Source organism: Enterobacter sp. BIDMC109 (assembly GCF_001037885.1).
GTDB lineage: Bacteria > Pseudomonadota > Gammaproteobacteria > Enterobacterales > Enterobacteriaceae > Enterobacter > Enterobacter hormaechei_C.
The window spans coordinates 2,201,065-2,217,555 of the sequence record NZ_KQ090002.1 but is presented as its reverse complement, the minus strand read 5'-3'; the positions used below and the strand labels follow the sequence as shown (position 1 = coordinate 2,217,555).

Sequence of the window (16,491 nt, the reverse complement as noted above, 5' to 3'; positions counted from 1 at the left end):
AGGTTGGTATGGAAAATCCCTCCGCCCCTGTGGTTGAAACGCGCCAGGGCGCACTGATTGGTTTTACTGAAGGCGATACTCACGTGTGGTGCGGCATTCCCTATGCGGCACCGCCCGTAGGCCAGTGGCGGTGGCGCTCCCCGCGTCCTCCCGCGCGCTGGGATGGCGTACGTCCGGCGACGGCGTTCTCCGCCTCCAGCTGGCAGAGCAGCGAAAGCTGTCAGGAGCTGGGTGGCGGCGATCCCGGCCAGTTCTCTGAAGACTGCCTGTACCTTAACGTCTGGTCGCCAGTCGCACGCGCCGATCCGCTTCCGGTGATGGTCTGGCTGCACGGCGGAGGATTTACCCTCGGCGCTGGCGGGCTGCCTCCGTATAACGGCAGGGCGCTGGCGAAGCGCGGCACGGTGGTGGTGACGATCAATTACCGTCTCGGACACCTCGGCTTTTTTGCCCATCCGGCGCTGGAGGGGGAAGAAGAGCGCGTGGTGCATAACTTTGCGCTGCTCGATCAGATCCAGGCCCTGGAATGGGTGCGCGATAACATCGCCGCGTTCGGCGGCGATCCTGAGAACATCACCGTATTTGGCGAGTCGGCCGGCGCGCGCAGCGTGCTGTCGCTGATGGCCTCTCCGCTTGCGCGAGGACTGTTCCATAAAGCCATTGTGCAAAGCGGGTACACGCTGCCCGACACCCCACGCGGGCAGGCCATGCACAAAGGCGAAGCGATTGCCGCCCATTTCGGCCTGCAAAATGCCACCGCTGAACAGCTTCGCGCGATCCCGCCTGAGGCGTTCTGGCCGCTGACCTCGCCGCTGAATATCGCCCCTGCGCCCATCGTGGGGGATTGCGTTTTGCCTGAGGCCATGCTCGACGTTTTCTTCGCGGCCCGCCAGCATCCTGTACCGGTGATGATTGGGTCAAACAGCGACGAAGCCAGCGTGATGTCGGTGTTCGGGGTCGATCTGGCCGGGCAGATCCAGAAGCTTCGCCGCGAGCGGCGCTTTGGCCTGGGGCTGATTAAGCTGCTTTATCCTGGCGTGAAGGGCGATGAGGAACTTGGCAGGCAGGTATGCCGCGACATGGCCTTCACTACCATGGGATACGTGGTGATGCAGGCGCAGCAGCGGGCGGGCGGCCTGTGCTGGCGATACTGGTTTGATTATGTGGCTGAAGCGGAGCACGCGACGTACATCAACGGCGCCTGGCACGGCAACGAAGTGCCCTACGTGTTCGATACCCTTGGACAGGTGGAACCCTCGCGGCAGTATGTAAATGAACGCGATCTGGCCTTCGCCGCTCAGGTGGCGGACTACTGGGTGAGCTTCGCCCGGGATGCGGGGGCACGCGATAGCCTGGCAGGGCCCACGCGCTGGCCCGCCTGCCGGAAAGGGCGGGACGTGCTGTTACGTATTGGTGTGAATAAACATGCAGGTTTTCGGCTTGAAAACCGCTTCATGCGTGCCCGTATGAGCCTCTTCAAACGGGTGATGAAACACCACGTCAGCCTCGACTGAGCAAACAGGCGCGAAACGCATCCAGTCCGTTTTCCGGGCCGGGTGCGTCGCGTAATACCAGCCGGTAGCTCGCCCCCGTCTTTATGCTTGTGTCAAAAGGCCGCATCAGCCGTCCGGCGCGCACGTCCTCCTCCACCAGTGTTTCATCCGCGATGGCGATGCCCAGCCCCTGAATGGCGGCGGTAATGGCCAGATCCATGGTTTCGAAGTGTTGATTTTTGAGCATAGCTGGCGGCGGACCCGGCTGTTTCGCCAGCCACAGCGTCCAGTCCGTTTTGTCCCGCGTGGGGTGAAGGAAGGTGAGAGTTTCCAGCGCAGAACCGGCCCGTACCGGGCTCATCACCGGGGTTAAGGCCTCTTCGAACAGCAGATCGCCGGCGCTCATGTGTGTCCCAAACACAATCGCCGCGTCACAGGATTCGGTTTTGAAATTGACGTTATGATCGGTGGTGGTGGTCAGCGCAATCTGGAGTTCCGGCTGTTCGTGCTCCACCTGTAGCAGACGCGGCACCAGCCAGCGCATCGCGCAGGTAGGCGCTTTCAGACGAATAACGGTCTGGTGCGTTCGCGCCTGTTCAGCAACGTTCAGCAGGTGCTCAAACGCAGATTGCAGCTCCGGCAGCAGGGCGCTTCCCTGAGAGGAGAGACGCAGGCCGCGCGCATGGCGCTCGAACAGCGGGAAGCCGAACCAGCTTTCCAGCGAGGCGATTTTGCGGCTTACCGCCCCCTGCGTCAGACAAAGCTCCCTGGCAGCATGGGTAAGATTCAGGTGACGCGCGGTCACGATGAACGTCTCTACGGCATTGAGCGGAAATGAACGACGCGACATATCTCACCTTAGCTATGCGTTTTTGTCATGGCTATTATGACAACAATTCGATTGTCCCGGCAATGAAGTTGTTGTTTGAATAGTTATGCATTCACCACGAGAAGGGACAGAGGATGACTTTGAAAACGCCGGTGCAGACACGATCCAAATTGCCCGATGTAGGAACCACCATTTTTACCGTTATCGGCCAGCTTTCAGCCCGGCATAACGCCATCAACCTTTCTCAGGGTGCGCCGAATTTTTCCTGCGACCCAAAACTTATCACCGGCGTGACCCGCGCCATGGAGGCAGGGCATAACCAGTACGCCTCCATGACCGGGCTGCAACCGCTCAGGGAGCGCATTGCGGACAAAATTGCCACGCTCTATGGCACGCGCTATGACCCGGCGAGTGAGGTACTGGTGACCGCCAGCGCCAGCGAAGGGCTTTACTCAGCCATCAGCGGGCTGGTTCATCCTGGGGATGAGGTGATCTATTTCGAGCCTTCCTTTGACAGCTATGCGCCGATTGTGCGTCTGCAAGGGGCGATGCCGATCGCCATTAAGCTGACGGTACCGGATTTTGCCGTGAACTGGGATGAAGTACGGGCGGCTATTACCCCGCGCACGCGGATGATCATCGTCAATACGCCGCACAACCCGAGCGGGCAGGTGTTTTCAGCCGCCGATCTGCACCAGCTGGCAGCGCTGACGCGCCACACCGACATCATCATTTTGTCTGACGAAGTGTACGAGCACGTCGTTTTTGATGGCGAACCGCACCACGGAATGGCGACGCACCCGCAGCTGGCGGAGCGCAGCGTGATTATTTCTTCTTTCGGAAAAACCTATCACGTCACCGGCTGGCGCGTGGGTTATTGTGTGGCACCCGCGGAGCTGATGGATGAGATATGTAAAGTCCATCAATTTTTAATGTTCTCGGCCGATACGCCGATGCAGTACGCGTTTGCCGAACACATGACCGATCCGCAAACCTGGCTGTCGCTGGCGGCGTTTTATCAGCGCAAGCGCGATCTGCTGCAAAGTTTGCTCGCCGACTCACCGTTCAGGCTGCTACCAAGTGCCGGTTCGTTCTTCCTGCTGGCGGATTACAGCGGCTTTAGCGACGAGCGCGACAGCGAGATGGTGAAAAGGCTGATTGTCGAATGCGGGGTTGCCACCATTCCGCTGTCGGCGTTTTATGCCGATGGCACGGACAATAAGTTAATCCGTCTCTCTTTTGCGAAAGATGAGGCGACGTTAAGGGCAGGTGCCCAGGCCCTTTGTCGGGTTACACCACGTTAAGGAATTTGAGATGAAATTACGCGCGTTAGTTGTCGGCATGGGACTGTTGTGTTCATTCTCGTCGTTTGCCGCTACCGAGTTGCGATACGGGCTGGAAGCGGAATATCCGCCGTTTGAAAGCCGCAATGCGTCAGGGGAGCTGGAAGGGTTTGACATAGAGCTGGGAAATGCCATCTGTAAAGCCGCCGCGCTGAAGTGCAGCTGGGTTGAAACCTCGTTTGATGCGTTGATCCCCGGTCTGGTGGCGAAAAAGTTCGACGCCATAAACTCGGCGATGAACATCACCGAACAGCGTCGCAAAAGCATTGATTTCACCCAGCCCATCTATCGCATTCCCTCACAGCTGGTGGGCAAAGCCGGTTCTGCGGTAGAGGCTACCCCCGAAGGGCTGAAGGGCAAAACCATCGGCGTTCTTCAGGGTTCAATTCAGGAAACTTACGCCAAAGAGCACTGGGAAAAGCACGGTGTCACCGTGGTGTCTTATAAAGATCAGAATATGGCCTGGGGAGATCTGCTGAATGGCCGCATCGATGCCTCGCTGGTCATGTCAGCGGCCGGGCAGGCAGGTTTCCTCAGTAAGCCGCAGGGTAAAGGGTTTGGCTTTATCGGCAAACCGGTGTCGGACGACACCATCCTCGGCAGTGGGATCGGCTTTGGGCTGCGTAAGGGGGATGAGGCCACCAAAAAGCAGCTTGATGCCGCAATTGATAAAGTACGTGCCGACGGCACGATCGCTAAACTGGCTGATAAGTACTTCCCGGGTATCGATGTCAGCGTAAAATAACCGCCTCGTTGGTCCCGGCTGTTGATGTCCAGCCGGGACACTTTTATACATAACTTTACCCCTTTTTCAGGCCGTTCTGGTCGACAGAAAATATTTCTCGGTTTGTTCAGATAATCACCCGCCAACAATTGGATTCTTAACCGTTTTTGTTTAGGCTGTGCGTTCTTTCTTGCCGTCATTTCGCTGCGCGCGAAACTCATTCACACGACCATAAGGACGTTTTCTCAGGCATGAATCGCAGACGTTTTCTCAAAGGTTCCCTGGCAATGGCTGCCCTGAGCGGCACTTCTGGCCTTGCTTCTCTGTTTTCCCAGGCGGCGTATGCTGCTGACTCCGACATTGCCGACGGTCAGAGCCGTCGCTTTGACTTCTCTGTTCTGCAATCCATGGCGCACGATCTGGCGAAAACCGCGTGGGGCGGTGCGCCGCGTCCGCTGCCGGAAACGCTGGCCACCATGACGCCGCAGGCGTACAACGCCATCCGTTACGATGAGAAGCAGTCGTTGTGGAATAACATTGAAGGCCGTCAGCTGGACGCCCAGTTCTTCCATATGGGGATGGGGTTCCGCCGCCGCGTGCGCATGTTCTCGCTGGATCAAACCACCTCTCAGGCGCGTGAGATCCACTTCCGGCCTGAGCTGTTCAGCTACGGCGATACGGGCGTGGATACCCGCCAGCTTGAAGGGCAGAGCGACCTCGGCTTCGCCGGATTCCGCGTCTTTAAAGCGCCGGAGCTGGCGCGACGCGATATCGTTTCGTTCCTGGGCGCGAGCTACTTCCGCGCGGTGGATGATACCTACCAGTACGGCCTCTCTGCGCGTGGTCTGGCGGTGGATACCTTTACCGACACCCCGGAAGAGTTCCCGGATTTCACCTCCTTCTGGTTTGAAACCGTGAAGCCGGGTGATACCACCTTTACCGTCTATGCGCTGCTGGACAGCCCGAGCATTACCGGTGCCTATAAGTTTGTGATCCACTGTGAGAAGAGCCAGGTGATCATGGACGTCGAAAACCATCTCTATGCGCGCAAAGACATCAAGCAGCTCGGCATCTCGCCAATGACCAGCATGTTTAGCTGCGGCAACAACGAACGCCGCATGTGCGACACCATTCATCCGCAGATCCACGATTCAGACCGCCTGGCGATGTGGCGCGGTAACGGGGAGTGGATCTGCCGGCCGCTGAACAACCCGCAAAAGCTGCAATTTAACGCCTACCTGGATAAAAACCCGAAGGGCTTTGGTTTGTTGCAGCTTGACCGTGACTTCTCCCATTACCAGGACGTCATGGGCTGGTATAACAAGCGACCAAGCCTGTGGGTCGAGCCGCGCAACAACTGGGGGAAAGGTTCCATTGCCCTGATGGAGATCCCGACAACCGGCGAGACGCTCGATAACGTGGTCTGCTTCTGGCAGCCAGAGAAACCGGTGCAGGCGGGTGATGAGCTGGACTTCAAATACCGTCTCTACTGGAGCGCGCAGCCGCCGGTGCGTTCCCCGCTGGCAAACGTCTACGCCACCCGTACCGGTATGGGAGGCTTCCCGGAGGGCTGGGCGCCGGGTGAAAATTACCCGAAAGTGTGGGCCCGTCGCTTTGCCATTGATTTCGTCGGGGGCGATCTGAAGGCCGCCGCACCGAAGGGCATTGAGCCGGTGATCACCCTGTCCAGCGGTGAAGCGAAGCAGGTGGAGATCCTCTACGTCGAGCCGTTCGACGGATATCGCATTCTGTTTGACTGGTATCCAACCTCTGACTCCACCGAGCCGGTGGATATGCGCCTGTTCCTGCGGTGTCAGGGCGATGCCATCAGCGAGACCTGGCTGTACCAGTACTTCCCGCCCGCGCCGGACAAACGTAACTACGTTGACGACCGGATCATGCGCTAGTCCTACTGGGTTTGTGCCGGGTGGCGACCCGGCCTGCTCCGGACGCATTTGTAGGCCGGGTAAGCGTTAGCGCCACCCGGCAATTAAGAGGCACCATGTCTTCAGAAATCATCCCCGTTAACCAGGAAATCGAGCTTCGCGCCGTCGAAGAGCGCTATACCACCGATCTGCATAACCTCGTAATCAAAAACAAAACCTGGCTGCAAACCGCCTTTGACTGGGCGCAGCATGTCGGCAGCGAAGAGGACACGCGCCGCAACGTGCAGAGCAACCAGATGTTGCACCAGCGCGGTTACGCCAAAATGTTCCTGATTTTTATGAATGACGAATTGGTGGGCGTGCTCTCCTTCAACGCGATCGAGCCTGCGAATAAGGCCGGGTATATCGGCTACTGGCTTGACGAGGCGCATCAGGGGCAGGGTATTCTTTCTCAGGCGCTCCAGGCGTTTATGCGCTATTACGTTGAGCGCGGCGAGATCCGCCGTTTTGTGATCAAGTGTCGCGTGGATAACCAGAGCAGTAACCGGGTGGCGCAGCGCAACGGTTTCACGCTGGAAGGTTGTTTGCGGGAAGCGGAAATGCTCAACGGTCGCTACGATGACGTGAACCTGTACGCCAGAATCTTCCCGCTATAGCGCCCCCAGCAGCGGCGTCCGGGTGATCCGCGTGTCGCCGTTGATCACTTTGGCTCCCCGGACGTGAATGCTTTCACCCTCCAGCGCCTCGATAACCGCATCGTCCGTTATTTCCACCTGATGCTCAATCAGGACATCGCCGCTGATACGCGCCCGCCCCTGAATGACCACTTTGTCATCAATCAGGATCGGCCCGCCGCGTAACCACGCCTCGCCGCCTATTAATACGTGGTGTTTAATGACGCAGTTGCCTTCGACGAGGGCGTTTTCCGCGACCTGTGAACTGTACCGCACGGTCGGGATGGCATCATCCTCCAGACCGGCCAGCAGACGGGCGTTGCCGTACACTTTGGCGCAGTCGCACACCCAGACGTTATTCAGCGCGTTGCCCTCAATAATGGCGCGATCGAACACCTCGGCGCGGTGCTCAACAAAGGCCCAGGTCACCATGGCATCGCCGTAGATTTGCGCCTGATGCACAATACGTGACTGGCTGACCGTGGCTCTGTCATAGATTTGCAGGATCTGCTCACGGTCGGGTGTCAGCCCTTTGGCTGCAATCACCAGGCTGTTATGCAGCACCCGCGCATCATCCGCGATACGGCATTCCCCGCGTACGGTGGAGTGCTGAATGGTGACGTTGTCACTTATTACCGCCCCGTGACTCACCTCTGCCGCGTCAAGCCAGCCGTTGCCGCCAACGTGTGCGCGATGGCTTACGATGCAGGGTTGGGTGAGGCGGGCGTTACCGGATATCCTGGCCCCGGCAAACACCACGCTGTTTTCATCGTAAACCCAGCAATCCCCGTCCTGGGCGAGCGCGTGTTCATCCTCAACCCAACCGCCTTTAGTCCCGCTGGTCACATCGTTAAAATCCTTCACGGCAATAATTTGTCTGAGAGGCGTTGTGCACGGCGTTGATCCGTCCTGCCAGCGCCAGAGACGCGTTTCATTGCTAAGCCGATATTTTGTCATCGTGTTATCCCTGAAAAGCCTTTCAATAAACGTAGCAAAGTTTTGGTTTTTCGAAGTGCTGGCGTCCGCTCAGGAAACCCCTTAAAATGGCATTTAAAATACATTTTAAAGTTTAAAAAAAATGCATAACCAAAACCAACGCGTTCTTAACTTGCCCGCCGGGTATTTCGGTATGGTCCTCGGAACCATAGGCATGGGGTTCGCCTGGCGTTACGCCGGCACCATCTGGCCGGTGACGCGCTGGCCGGGCGAGATCCTGGTGGCGCTGGCGGTGGCGATCTGGTTCCTTCTGAGCGTGGCGTTTCTTACCCGTGCGGTACGGTTTCCACATAGCGTGCTGGCCGAGATGCGGCATTCGGTAATGAGCAGTTTTGTCAGCCTGTTTCCTGCCACAACGCTGCTGGTGGCCATCGGCTTTGTGCCGTGGTATCGCCCGCTGGCGCTGGGGTTGTTTAGCGTGGGCGTGGTGATCCAGCTTGCGTATGCCGCCTGGCAAAGCGCCGGGCTGTGGCGCGGCAAGCATCCGGAAGAAGCCACGACGCCGGGACTGTATCTGCCGACGGTAGCGAACAATTTTATCAGCGCGATGGCCTGCGGTGCGCTAGGCTTCCACGACGCGGGGCTGGTGTTCCTTGGTGCCGGGGTCTTTTCCTGGCTGAGCCTGGAGCCGGTCATTTTGCAACGCCTGCGCAGCGCGGGCGAACTGCCCGCTGCCCTTCGTACCTCGCTCGGTATCCAGCTTGCGCCTGCCCTGGTGGCCTGTAGCGCCTGGTTTAGCGTCAACGGCGGCGAAGCGGACACCTTCGCCAAAATGCTTTTCGGCTATGGCCTGTTGCAACTCCTGTTTATGCTGCGTCTGATGCCGTGGTATCTGTCGCAGCCGTTCAACGCGTCGTTCTGGAGCTTCTCGTTCGGGGTGTCGGCGCTGGCGACCACCGGTTTACATCTGGGGCAGAGCAGTCCGTCAGGGTTCTTTCATGCCCTCGCGGTTCCCCTGTTTATTTTCACCAACGTCATCATCGCGATGCTGCTGGTCCGTACTTTTATCTTGCTGATGCAGGGCAAACTTCTGGTGCGCGCTGATAAGGCACTGCTTATGCAATCTGAGGAAAAATAATGACTGTCGATGAAAACTACTTTACTGAGAAATATGGGCTGACCCGCACGCACTCAGAGGTGCTGCTCAGCGCGGACATTGTTAAGCCGGGTAAAACGCTCGATCTGGGTTGCGGAAATGGCCGCAACAGCCTCTACCTCGCGGCCAACGGCTATGACGTGACGGCGTGGGATAAAAACCCGATGAGCATCGATAACATCGAGCGCATTAAGGCGGCGGAAGGGATCGCGAATCTTGAAACGGCGATTAAGGATCTGAACAACCTGACCTTTGACGGCGAATACGACTTTATTCTTTCCACCGTCGTGTTGATGTTCCTCGAAGCGAATACCATCCCTGGTCTTATCGCCAATATGCAGCGTTGCACCAGAGCAGGCGGCTATAACCTGATCGTTGCTGCCATGGATACGGAGGATTATCCGTGCACAGTCGGCTTCCCGTTTGCCTTCAAAACCGGTGAACTGAGCAACTACTACGAAGGCTGGGAGCTGATCAAGTACAACGAAGAGGTGGGGGAACTCCACCGTACCGATGCCAACGGGAACCGTATCAAGCTACGCTTCGCCACTCTGCTCGCACGCAAGCCCGCTTAACGCGCGGCCAGCAGACAGAGTTGCAGGGCAGTGCGACAGGAGGCCTCGAACGACGACAGCGGTAAAAACTCAAACTTCGAGTGGAAGTTATGGGCGCCGGTGAAGAAGTTCGGGGTGAGCAGGCCTTTGGCTGACAGGGCCGCCCCGTCCGTGCCACCGCGCATGGGGATCGGTTTTGGGGTGATGCCGAGCGACTCCATCGCCTCGAACATCAGGTCGATCGCGCGGCGGTCTTCGCCAATCGCATTGCTGATATTGCTGTAGGTATCCTCAATGCGGTATTCCACGTTTGCCGTGGGATGCTGCGCGGCTATTTGCGCCGCCACATCGGCAATGTGCTGCTTGCGGGCGGCGAAACCATCTTTGTCAAAATCACGAATATTGGCTTTCAGTATCGCTTCGTTCTGCCCGGCCTGGATGCCGTTAAACCAGATATAACCTTCGCGCCCCTCGGTGCATTCCGGGGTTTGCCGGCGATCGAAATGGCTGATGAAATCCGTTGCCATCAGCAGCGGATTGACCAGCACCCCTTTGGCGGACATCGGGTGAGCCGTGACGCCGGTAAAGCGAATTTCAGCCGCCGCCGCGTTAAAGTTCTCGTAAACAATCTCCCCCAGCTCGCAGCAGTCGATGGTCCAGGCAAAATCGACGTCGAAGCGCTTTAAATCCAGCGCTTTCGCGCCACACAGGCCAATCTCTTCATCGGGTACAAACGCCACCACAATATCGCCATGCTTATGTTCAGCGGTGAGGTTTTCCAGCACCGTCATGACCACGGTGACGGCCGCTTTATTATCTGCGCCTAATACGCTGGTTCCGTCGCTGAAAATAATCTCCTCATCGGGATAAGCCAGAATTTCCGGGTGCTCATTTACGCGCAGCCAAATATCTTTCTCTTTATTCAGGCAGAGATCATTCCCCGTAAACGTTAATATTTGTGGATGAATATCCGGGGATAAACCGACGTCGACGGTGTCGATATGGGTAATAAAACCAATCCGCGGCGCGCCGGGAACATTGCCTTTTTTCACGGCGGTAACGGTGGCGAACTCATCTATCACAATATCATCTAACCCCAGCGTTTTCAGCTCCTTCGCCAGCTCCCGCGCCATGTCGTGCTGACCCGGGGTGGAGGGCAGGGTTTTGACTTTCGGGTCGCTCTGGCTGGTGATGGCGAGATAGCGGAAAAAGCGTTGGGTTAATTGTCTGGAGAGTTCTGAGCCCATAGTGTTTCCTTCTGTATTTATTTTTCATGTGTTTGCGCCATCACTTTAATGTTATTTATGAAATGGCAAAAGAAGTAATTAGCCGTCGAATTAAAAAGACAGGAATAAATGATGAAAAGCACATTCACAATGATAACGCTGGCGCTTGCTGCACTGACGGTCAGTTCCACCGTCGCGGCAAAAACGCTGGTGTATTGCTCCGAAGGATCGCCGGAAAATTTCAATCCTCAGCTCTATACGTCGGGGACCAGCGTGGACGCCAGCGCCGTACCGGTTTATAACCGTCTGGTCGATTTCAAACCGGGCACTACCGAACTGGTGCCGAGTCTGGCGGAAAGCTGGGAGGTCAGCGAGGATGGCAAGATCTACACCTTCCACCTGCGCAAAGGGGTGAAATTCCACAGTAATAAGCTGTTCACGCCGACGCGCGACTTCAACGCGGACGACGTGATTTTCTCGTTTATGCGCCAGAAAGATGTGAATCATCCCTACCATAACGTCTCCAACGGCAGTTATTCCAACTTCGAAAGTCTGGAGTTCGGCAGCCTGATTACCGCCATTGATAAAGTTGACGATCGCACCGTGCGCTTCACCCTGGCGCATCCGGAAGCGCCGTTTGTCGCTGATCTGGCGTGGTACTTTGCCTCCATTCTGTCGGCGGAGTATGCCGATGCCATGCTGAAAGCGGGCACGCCAGAAAAGGTCGATATGCAGCCGATTGGCACCGGGCCGTTTAAGCTGGCGCAATATCAGAAGGATTCCCGCATCCTCTTCACCGCTTTCCCTGACTACTGGCAGGGAAAATCGAAGCTGGATCGTCTGGTGTTCACCATCACGCCGGACGCCTCGGTGCGTTTTGCCAAAGTCGAGAAGAATGAGTGCCAGGTGATGCCGTTCCCGAATCCGGCGGACCTGCCGCGTATGAAGGCTAACAAAGACATCAACCTGATGAGCAAGGCCGGTCTGAATACCGGTTTCCTGGCGTTTAACACGCAAAAGCCGCCGCTGGATAACGTAAAAGTGCGCCAGGCGCTGGCGATGGCGATTAACAAACCGGCCATCATTGAGGCGGTGTTCCACGGCACCGGCACGGCGGCGAAAAACCTGCTGCCGCCTGGCGTCTGGAGTGCCGACAGCGAGCTGAAAGACTACGATTACGATCCAGAAAAAGCGAAAGCGCTGCTAAAGGAGGCGGGATTTGCCAACGGCGTAAGCATCGATCTATGGGCCATGCCCGTGCAGCGGCCGTATAACCCGAACGCAAAGCGTATGGCGGAGATGATCCAGGCGGACTGGGCGAAAGTGGGCGTGCAGACCAAAATCGTGACCTACGAATGGGGCGAATACCTGAAGCGCGTGAAGGGCGGGGAGCATCAGGCCGCGCTGATGGGCTGGACAACGGCGACGGGAGATCCGGATAACTTCTTCGGCCCGCTGTTTACCTGTACGTCCGCCAACGGCGGGTCGAACTCGGCCAAATGGTGCTATAAGCCGTTTGATAACCTGATTGCCGAAGCCAAATCGATAACCGATCGCGATAAACGCGTGGCGCTGTACAAGCAGGCGCAGCAGATGATGCACGATCAAATGCCGGCGGTAATGATTGCCCACTCGACGATTTTTGAGCCAGTCCGTAAAGAGGTCACGGGCTATGAAATCGATCCCTTCGGCAAACACCTGTTCTGGCAAGTGGACCTGAAGGAGTAATATTTCACTGCCCGGTTTCGGTCGGGCAGTTTTTTCGCTATTTGTGCTGTCTTCGTCATTTTTTGCCACAACACATCGCCCGGTTTTTTGTTATAACTTCAAGTGCATACTTGCAGATAACATGGAATACCATCATGCGTACTCACACTTTTTTTAAAGTTGCAGTGCTTTCTGGTCTGTTGGCCCTTTCAGGCTGTGCGTCCAAAGTCGCAGCCCCCGATCAATATTCAGGCTTTTTAAAAGATTACTCAGGCTTGCAGGAGATGAAATCTGCAACCGGGAAGCCAACCCTGCGTTGGGTTGACCCGTCCTATAATGAGGCGAATTACGACAGCATTATCTGGACCCCGATAACCTATTATCCGACGCCAAAACCGACCACTCAGCTTGGGCAAAAAACGCTTGATGAGCTGTTGAATTATACCAATACCAAACTGAAAACCGCGATTGGTCAGCGTAAGCCGATTGTGACGACGCCGGGCAAACATAGCCTGATCTTCCGCGGCGCCATTACCGGTGTGAGCTCAGACAAAGAAGGTTTGCAGTTCTATGAAGTGGTGCCTGTGGCGCTGCTGGTGGCGGGTACGCAGATGGCAACGGGCCATCGCACCATGGATACGCATCTGTTCTTCGAAGGTGAGTTAATCGATGCGGCCACGAACAAACCGGTGATTAAGGTTGTTCGTAAGGGTGAAGGGAAAGAGCTGGCGAACGAGAATACGCCGATGGGCTTCGGCACCCTGAAGCAGGTTGTGGATGACATGGCGACGGATGCCACCATGTTTGATGTCCATCAGACAACAAAATAATAAAAACGGCCTGCATTTTCGCAGGCCGTTTTTTTATGCCGTCCGGAGGCGGCGGAACCAGGTTTCCGGCTTCGTAAACATCACCATATTTCCCCCCAGTATCAACAGCAGGCCGACGATCCCGTTGAGATGCCACACGTAACCCTCGTACACCGTTGAAATCGACAGCGCCACCAGCGGGAACAGCAGGGTGCTGTACGCGGCTTTACCGGGACCAATGCGGCCTACCAGCGTAAAGTAGGCGCCGAAGGCAATCACCGAGCCAAACAGCGCAAGATAGAGCAGCGCCCCCATATAGCTCACCGTCCATTCCGGCATAAAGCTATCGCCCCTGAAGAGGGCGATAAAGCCCATCACGACGGTGCCATACAGCATCGCCCAGGCGTTGGTGGTCATAGTTTCCAGCCCGTTTCGCTGATGACGCATGCTGATCATATTCCCCAGCGAGAAGCCGTAGGTGCCGAGGGCGGAAAGCCCGATGCCCGTAAGCAACGACGCGCTCCAGCCGCTGGCGAGCAGATCGTTCCAGAAAAGGGTAATGATCCCGATAAGCCCCAGCGCTGCCGCCGTCCAGAAGCGTGCGGGTGGGCGCTGGCCGAAGAAGATAAAGCTGTTGATGGCGTTATACAGCACGGCCATCGAGAAAATCACCGACTCAAGGCCGGTATTGATATGGGCGGCGGCGGTGTAAAAGCACCAGAAGTTGAAACAGAAAACGCAGCAGCCCTGAAGCATGCAGTAGAGATGATCCCGCAGCGCCAGCCTGCGCAGGCGGCGAAGGGCGACCAGGACGATCATCATCGTGGCGCTGGCCACGGCGAAGCGCCAGAAAATGGAGACCGGCGCTGCAACCGGCCCCTGTTGCAAAAAAATGGCGATCCAGGTCGTGCCCCAGATCACAACGACCAGCCCATAGAGTAATGCGTTCATGGTGTCTCTCTTCTCATACCGCGAAAAACAACAGTGTGGCGAAAGAAGGGGGGCCCGGCTTTCATCGTCTTGCGCCGGACTTGCAAATTCTTGCGCTTTTTTCTCGCGCGATGGCTGGTAACAGGCTGCAACACTTCTTAGACTGACAGTCTGATTAATCACCTGTTTACGGCCATGTCTCTCGTTTACGACACCTTTGAAACGTTACGCCAACAAAATGCAGTGCTGCGGGAAACCGTCGCGCTCAATACTGGCATTCAACTGGCGGCGTGGTACAACAAGCACGACACGATCACCGTGAAAAGCAACCATCACACCCTTAGCCTGTACGTGGCGGATGGTTATGAAAGCTATCAAAAAACGCCGGGTGGCTGGAAAAATGGCGGCGGGCCGGACCGTTTTTGTCTGATGCCGGAAGAGAGCGAATCCACATGGGATATTCGTGACGACCTGTCGTTCGTGCACCTTTACTGCACCGATGAACACCTGCGGGATGTGGGGGAGAAAATCTGGGATAAACGACCGCTATCGCTGACGCTCGAGGAAAAAATCTTCGGCAGCGATCCGAAAATCACCGCCCTTTATCGCCAGTTTTTGCTCGGCTGCGACTGGCAGCAAAACGCCAATCAGCTCACCCTGAGCACCGCGTCGACCTTATTGCTGACGCATTTGGTCCAGCACTATTCCAGCGTACAGTGGAAGCTGCCGGTGGTGACCGGCGGGTTATCGCCGTTTGTACTGCGCAACGTGCTGGCCTTTATCGAGGAAAACCTGGCGCAACCCTTAACGCTGGCGGAACTGGCGGGCCAGGCCGCACTCAGTGAGTATCACTTTGCGCGGATGTTCCGCCAGTCGATGGGGCTGGCGCCGCATCAGTATGTCATGCAGCGCCGCATGGAGAAGGCCAAAGCGCTGGTGCAGCACACGACCACGCCGCTCACCGACATCGCGCTGGCCTGCGGATTTAACTCCGCCAGCCATTTCAGTAACCGTTTTCGCAGTATGACCGGCATCACGCCGTCACAGCTACGCGCGGCGAAGGCGTGAGAAGACGGCGTAACAGATCCCACCCAGCACCAGGCCCCAGAAGGCGGAGCCAATTCCCAGGAGCGTGACGCCGCTGGCGGTCATCAGGAAGGTAACGATCGCCGCGTCGCGCTCTGCTTCATGGTTCAGTGCCTGATACAAGCTGCCGCTGATAGTGCCGAGCAGGGCCAGCCCGGCCAGCGTCTGGATGCCGCTCAGCGGCAGGGCGGCCATCAGCCCGGAAATCGACCCGCCGAACACCCCCGCCAGCAGATAAAACCCGCCTGCCGCCGCCGCGGCCAGCCAGCGTTTACTGGCATCCGGATGGGCGTCCGGGCTCTGGCAGATGGCGGCAGTGATGGCGGCGATGCATATAGAATAAACGCCGAAGGGGGATAACAGCAGCGCCAGCCCGCCGGTGGCAACGATCAGCGGTGAGACCGCCAGCGGATAGCCCGATGCCTGCATGGTGGCGAAGCCGGGCGCATTCTGCGACGCCATGGTCACCAGGAAGAAGGGTAAGCCGATACTGATCAGGCTGGTGATGGTGAACGCAGGGGCAATGAATTCCGGCATGATGACCGATAACGTCATCCTGTCCGTGACAACGTCACCTCCGGCCCAGGCCACGAACACGCCCACCAGCAGCGTGGCGACAATGGCGTAGCGGGGCGCGACGGCTTTGGCCACCAGCCAGGCGGCCAGCATACTGCCGCAAAGAAAAATATGTCCCTCAAGATTGCTAAATGCCTTCAGGCCAAACTGTAACAGCACGCCCGCCAGCATAGCGGCGGCAAGCGAGTGCGGGATCAGTTTCATCAACCGGGCAAACAGGCCGGTGACACCGCACAGCAGAATCAGCGCATTCGCGAATATAAATACCCCGATGGTTTCCGCCAGCGTCACGCCTTGCAGGCTGGTGGCGAGCAGCGCCGCGCCGGGCGTCGACCAGGCGGTCAGCACCGGGGCTTTATACCACCACGACAATGCCAGCGTGCTGATCCCCATCCCGAGCCCCAGCGCGGTCATCCATCCGGCGATTTGCTGTGTACTGGCGCCAGCCGCCGCAGCCGCCTGCCAGATAATGGCGGCAGAGCTGGCATAGCCCACCAGCACGGCAACAAAACCGGCCAGCACGGCAGGAAAGAGAGAGGCAGTCGATCGCATGGAAACTCCG

General features: G+C 57.3%; 15 protein-coding genes. 10 read left to right on the top strand and 5 right to left on the bottom strand.

The features are described from left to right. The first annotated feature begins 8 nt into the window (after positions 1-8). Complete coding sequence (locus tag SK62_RS10555; RefSeq protein WP_017384004.1) at positions 9-1,514, top strand: carboxylesterase/lipase family protein; 1,506 nt, start codon at positions 9-11, stop codon at positions 1,512-1,514. On the opposite strand, the gene SK62_RS10550 is transcribed toward SK62_RS10555, so the two are convergent. Then, on the bottom strand, positions 1,501-2,343 hold the full coding sequence (locus tag SK62_RS10550) for a LysR family transcriptional regulator (RefSeq protein ID WP_047719575.1): 843 nt from the start codon (positions 2,341-2,343) through the stop codon (positions 1,501-1,503). The genes SK62_RS10555 and SK62_RS10550 overlap by 14 nt on opposite strands. Positions 2,344-2,456: 113 nt before the next feature. On the opposite strand from SK62_RS10550, the gene SK62_RS10545 reads away from it, so the two are divergent. The 4 genes from SK62_RS10545 to rimL all read left to right on the top strand — a co-directional run bounded on the left by SK62_RS10545 (position 2,457) and on the right by rimL (position 6,931). Continuing rightward, a complete protein-coding gene (locus SK62_RS10545; RefSeq protein ID WP_047719574.1) occupies positions 2,457-3,626 on the top strand; it encodes a pyridoxal phosphate-dependent aminotransferase in 1,170 nt (389 codons plus the stop codon). 10 nt (positions 3,627-3,636) lie between these two features. After that, positions 3,637-4,410, top strand: coding sequence for an ABC transporter substrate-binding protein (locus SK62_RS10540; RefSeq protein WP_015570559.1), 774 nt, complete (start codon positions 3,637-3,639; stop codon positions 4,408-4,410). Between the two features lie 230 nt (positions 4,411-4,640). Next, the gene (locus tag SK62_RS10535) at positions 4,641-6,296 is read left to right on the top strand and encodes a glucan biosynthesis protein D (protein WP_017384001.1); all 1,656 of its coding nucleotides are present in this window, start codon (positions 4,641-4,643) and stop codon (positions 6,294-6,296) included. Positions 6,297-6,391: 95 nt separating this feature from the next. Then, a complete protein-coding gene (gene rimL / locus SK62_RS10530; protein ID WP_032653529.1) occupies positions 6,392-6,931 on the top strand; it encodes a 50S ribosomal protein L7/L12-serine acetyltransferase in 540 nt (179 codons plus the stop codon). Here the strand turns inward: rimL and ydcK are convergent. Continuing rightward, on the bottom strand, positions 6,926-7,906 hold the full coding sequence (ydcK, locus tag SK62_RS10525; protein ID WP_047719573.1) for a YdcK family protein: 981 nt from the start codon (positions 7,904-7,906) through the stop codon (positions 6,926-6,928). The genes rimL and ydcK overlap by 6 nt on opposite strands. Before the next feature lie 121 nt (positions 7,907-8,027). Here ydcK and tehA point away from each other — a divergent pair, with 121 nt between their 5' ends. After that, complete coding sequence (tehA, locus tag SK62_RS10520) at positions 8,028-9,023, top strand: dicarboxylate transporter/tellurite-resistance protein TehA (RefSeq protein WP_047719572.1); 996 nt, start codon at positions 8,028-8,030, stop codon at positions 9,021-9,023. Further along, complete coding sequence (gene tehB, locus SK62_RS10515) at positions 9,023-9,616, top strand: tellurite resistance methyltransferase TehB (RefSeq protein ID WP_047719571.1); 594 nt, start codon at positions 9,023-9,025, stop codon at positions 9,614-9,616. Before tehA ends, tehB begins: the two co-directional genes overlap by 1 nt. Here tehB and pepT read toward each other — a convergent pair. Continuing rightward, positions 9,613-10,842 (bottom strand): peptidase T, encoded by a 1,230-nt coding sequence (gene pepT, locus SK62_RS10510; protein ID WP_045906708.1) that lies wholly within the window; start codon positions 10,840-10,842, stop codon positions 9,613-9,615. The two genes, tehB and pepT, sit on opposite strands and share 4 nt — an antisense overlap. Before the next feature lie 111 nt (positions 10,843-10,953). Between pepT and SK62_RS10505 the strand changes: the two genes are divergently transcribed. Together SK62_RS10505 and SK62_RS10500 are read left to right on the top strand one after the other, a co-directional pair. After that, complete coding sequence (locus SK62_RS10505; protein WP_047719570.1) at positions 10,954-12,549, top strand: ABC transporter substrate-binding protein; 1,596 nt, start codon at positions 10,954-10,956, stop codon at positions 12,547-12,549. Positions 12,550-12,683: 134 nt separating this feature from the next. Further along, positions 12,684-13,358 carry a DUF3313 domain-containing protein gene (locus SK62_RS10500; protein ID WP_015570552.1) on the top strand — a complete coding sequence of 225 codons (675 nt, stop codon included), beginning with the start codon at positions 12,684-12,686 and terminating at the stop codon, positions 13,356-13,358. Between the two features lie 33 nt (positions 13,359-13,391). Here SK62_RS10500 and SK62_RS10495 read toward each other — a convergent pair whose 3' ends face one another. Next, positions 13,392-14,288: a DMT family transporter gene (locus SK62_RS10495; RefSeq protein WP_047719569.1), complete on the bottom strand. Its 897-nt coding sequence runs from the start codon at positions 14,286-14,288 to the stop codon at positions 13,392-13,394. A gap of 174 nt (positions 14,289-14,462) precedes the next feature. On the opposite strand from SK62_RS10495, the gene SK62_RS10490 reads away from it, so the two are divergent. Continuing rightward, positions 14,463-15,335: a helix-turn-helix domain-containing protein gene (locus tag SK62_RS10490; protein WP_006810606.1), complete on the top strand. Its 873-nt coding sequence runs from the start codon at positions 14,463-14,465 to the stop codon at positions 15,333-15,335. Here SK62_RS10490 and SK62_RS10485 read toward each other — a convergent pair. Beyond that, the gene (locus SK62_RS10485; RefSeq protein WP_047719568.1) at positions 15,315-16,481 is read right to left on the bottom strand and encodes a benzoate/H(+) symporter BenE family transporter; all 1,167 of its coding nucleotides are present in this window, start codon (positions 16,479-16,481) and stop codon (positions 15,315-15,317) included. The two genes, SK62_RS10490 and SK62_RS10485, sit on opposite strands and share 21 nt — an antisense overlap. Positions 16,482-16,491: the final 10 nt, after the last annotated feature.

What these genes read in the sequence shown, in the direction of transcription:
- SK62_RS10545 (WP_047719574.1), top strand. Translation starts at nt 2,457, where the DNA reads ATGACTTTGAAAACGCCGGTGCAGACACGATCCAAATTGCCCGATGTA.
- SK62_RS10505 (WP_047719570.1), top strand. Translation starts at nt 10,954, where the DNA reads ATGAAAAGCACATTCACAATGATAACGCTGGCGCTTGCTGCACTGACG.
- SK62_RS10550 (WP_047719575.1), bottom strand. Translation starts at nt 2,343, where the DNA reads ATGTCGCGTCGTTCATTTCCGCTCAATGCCGTAGAGACGTTCATCGTG.
- pepT (WP_045906708.1), bottom strand. Translation starts at nt 10,842, where the DNA reads ATGGGCTCAGAACTCTCCAGACAATTAACCCAACGCTTTTTCCGCTAT.
- SK62_RS10555 (WP_017384004.1), top strand. Translation starts at nt 9, where the DNA reads ATGGAAAATCCCTCCGCCCCTGTGGTTGAAACGCGCCAGGGCGCACTG.
- SK62_RS10535 (WP_017384001.1), top strand. Translation starts at nt 4,641, where the DNA reads ATGAATCGCAGACGTTTTCTCAAAGGTTCCCTGGCAATGGCTGCCCTG.
- tehA (WP_047719572.1), top strand. Translation starts at nt 8,028, where the DNA reads ATGCATAACCAAAACCAACGCGTTCTTAACTTGCCCGCCGGGTATTTC.
- SK62_RS10490 (WP_006810606.1), top strand. Translation starts at nt 14,463, where the DNA reads ATGTCTCTCGTTTACGACACCTTTGAAACGTTACGCCAACAAAATGCA.
- SK62_RS10540 (WP_015570559.1), top strand. Translation starts at nt 3,637, where the DNA reads ATGAAATTACGCGCGTTAGTTGTCGGCATGGGACTGTTGTGTTCATTC.
- SK62_RS10495 (WP_047719569.1), bottom strand. Translation starts at nt 14,288, where the DNA reads ATGAACGCATTACTCTATGGGCTGGTCGTTGTGATCTGGGGCACGACC.
- rimL (WP_032653529.1), top strand. Translation starts at nt 6,392, where the DNA reads ATGTCTTCAGAAATCATCCCCGTTAACCAGGAAATCGAGCTTCGCGCC.
- tehB (WP_047719571.1), top strand. Translation starts at nt 9,023, where the DNA reads ATGACTGTCGATGAAAACTACTTTACTGAGAAATATGGGCTGACCCGC.
- SK62_RS10500 (WP_015570552.1), top strand. Translation starts at nt 12,684, where the DNA reads ATGCGTACTCACACTTTTTTTAAAGTTGCAGTGCTTTCTGGTCTGTTG.
- SK62_RS10485 (WP_047719568.1), bottom strand. Translation starts at nt 16,481, where the DNA reads ATGCGATCGACTGCCTCTCTCTTTCCTGCCGTGCTGGCCGGTTTTGTT.
- ydcK (WP_047719573.1), bottom strand. Translation starts at nt 7,906, where the DNA reads ATGACAAAATATCGGCTTAGCAATGAAACGCGTCTCTGGCGCTGGCAG.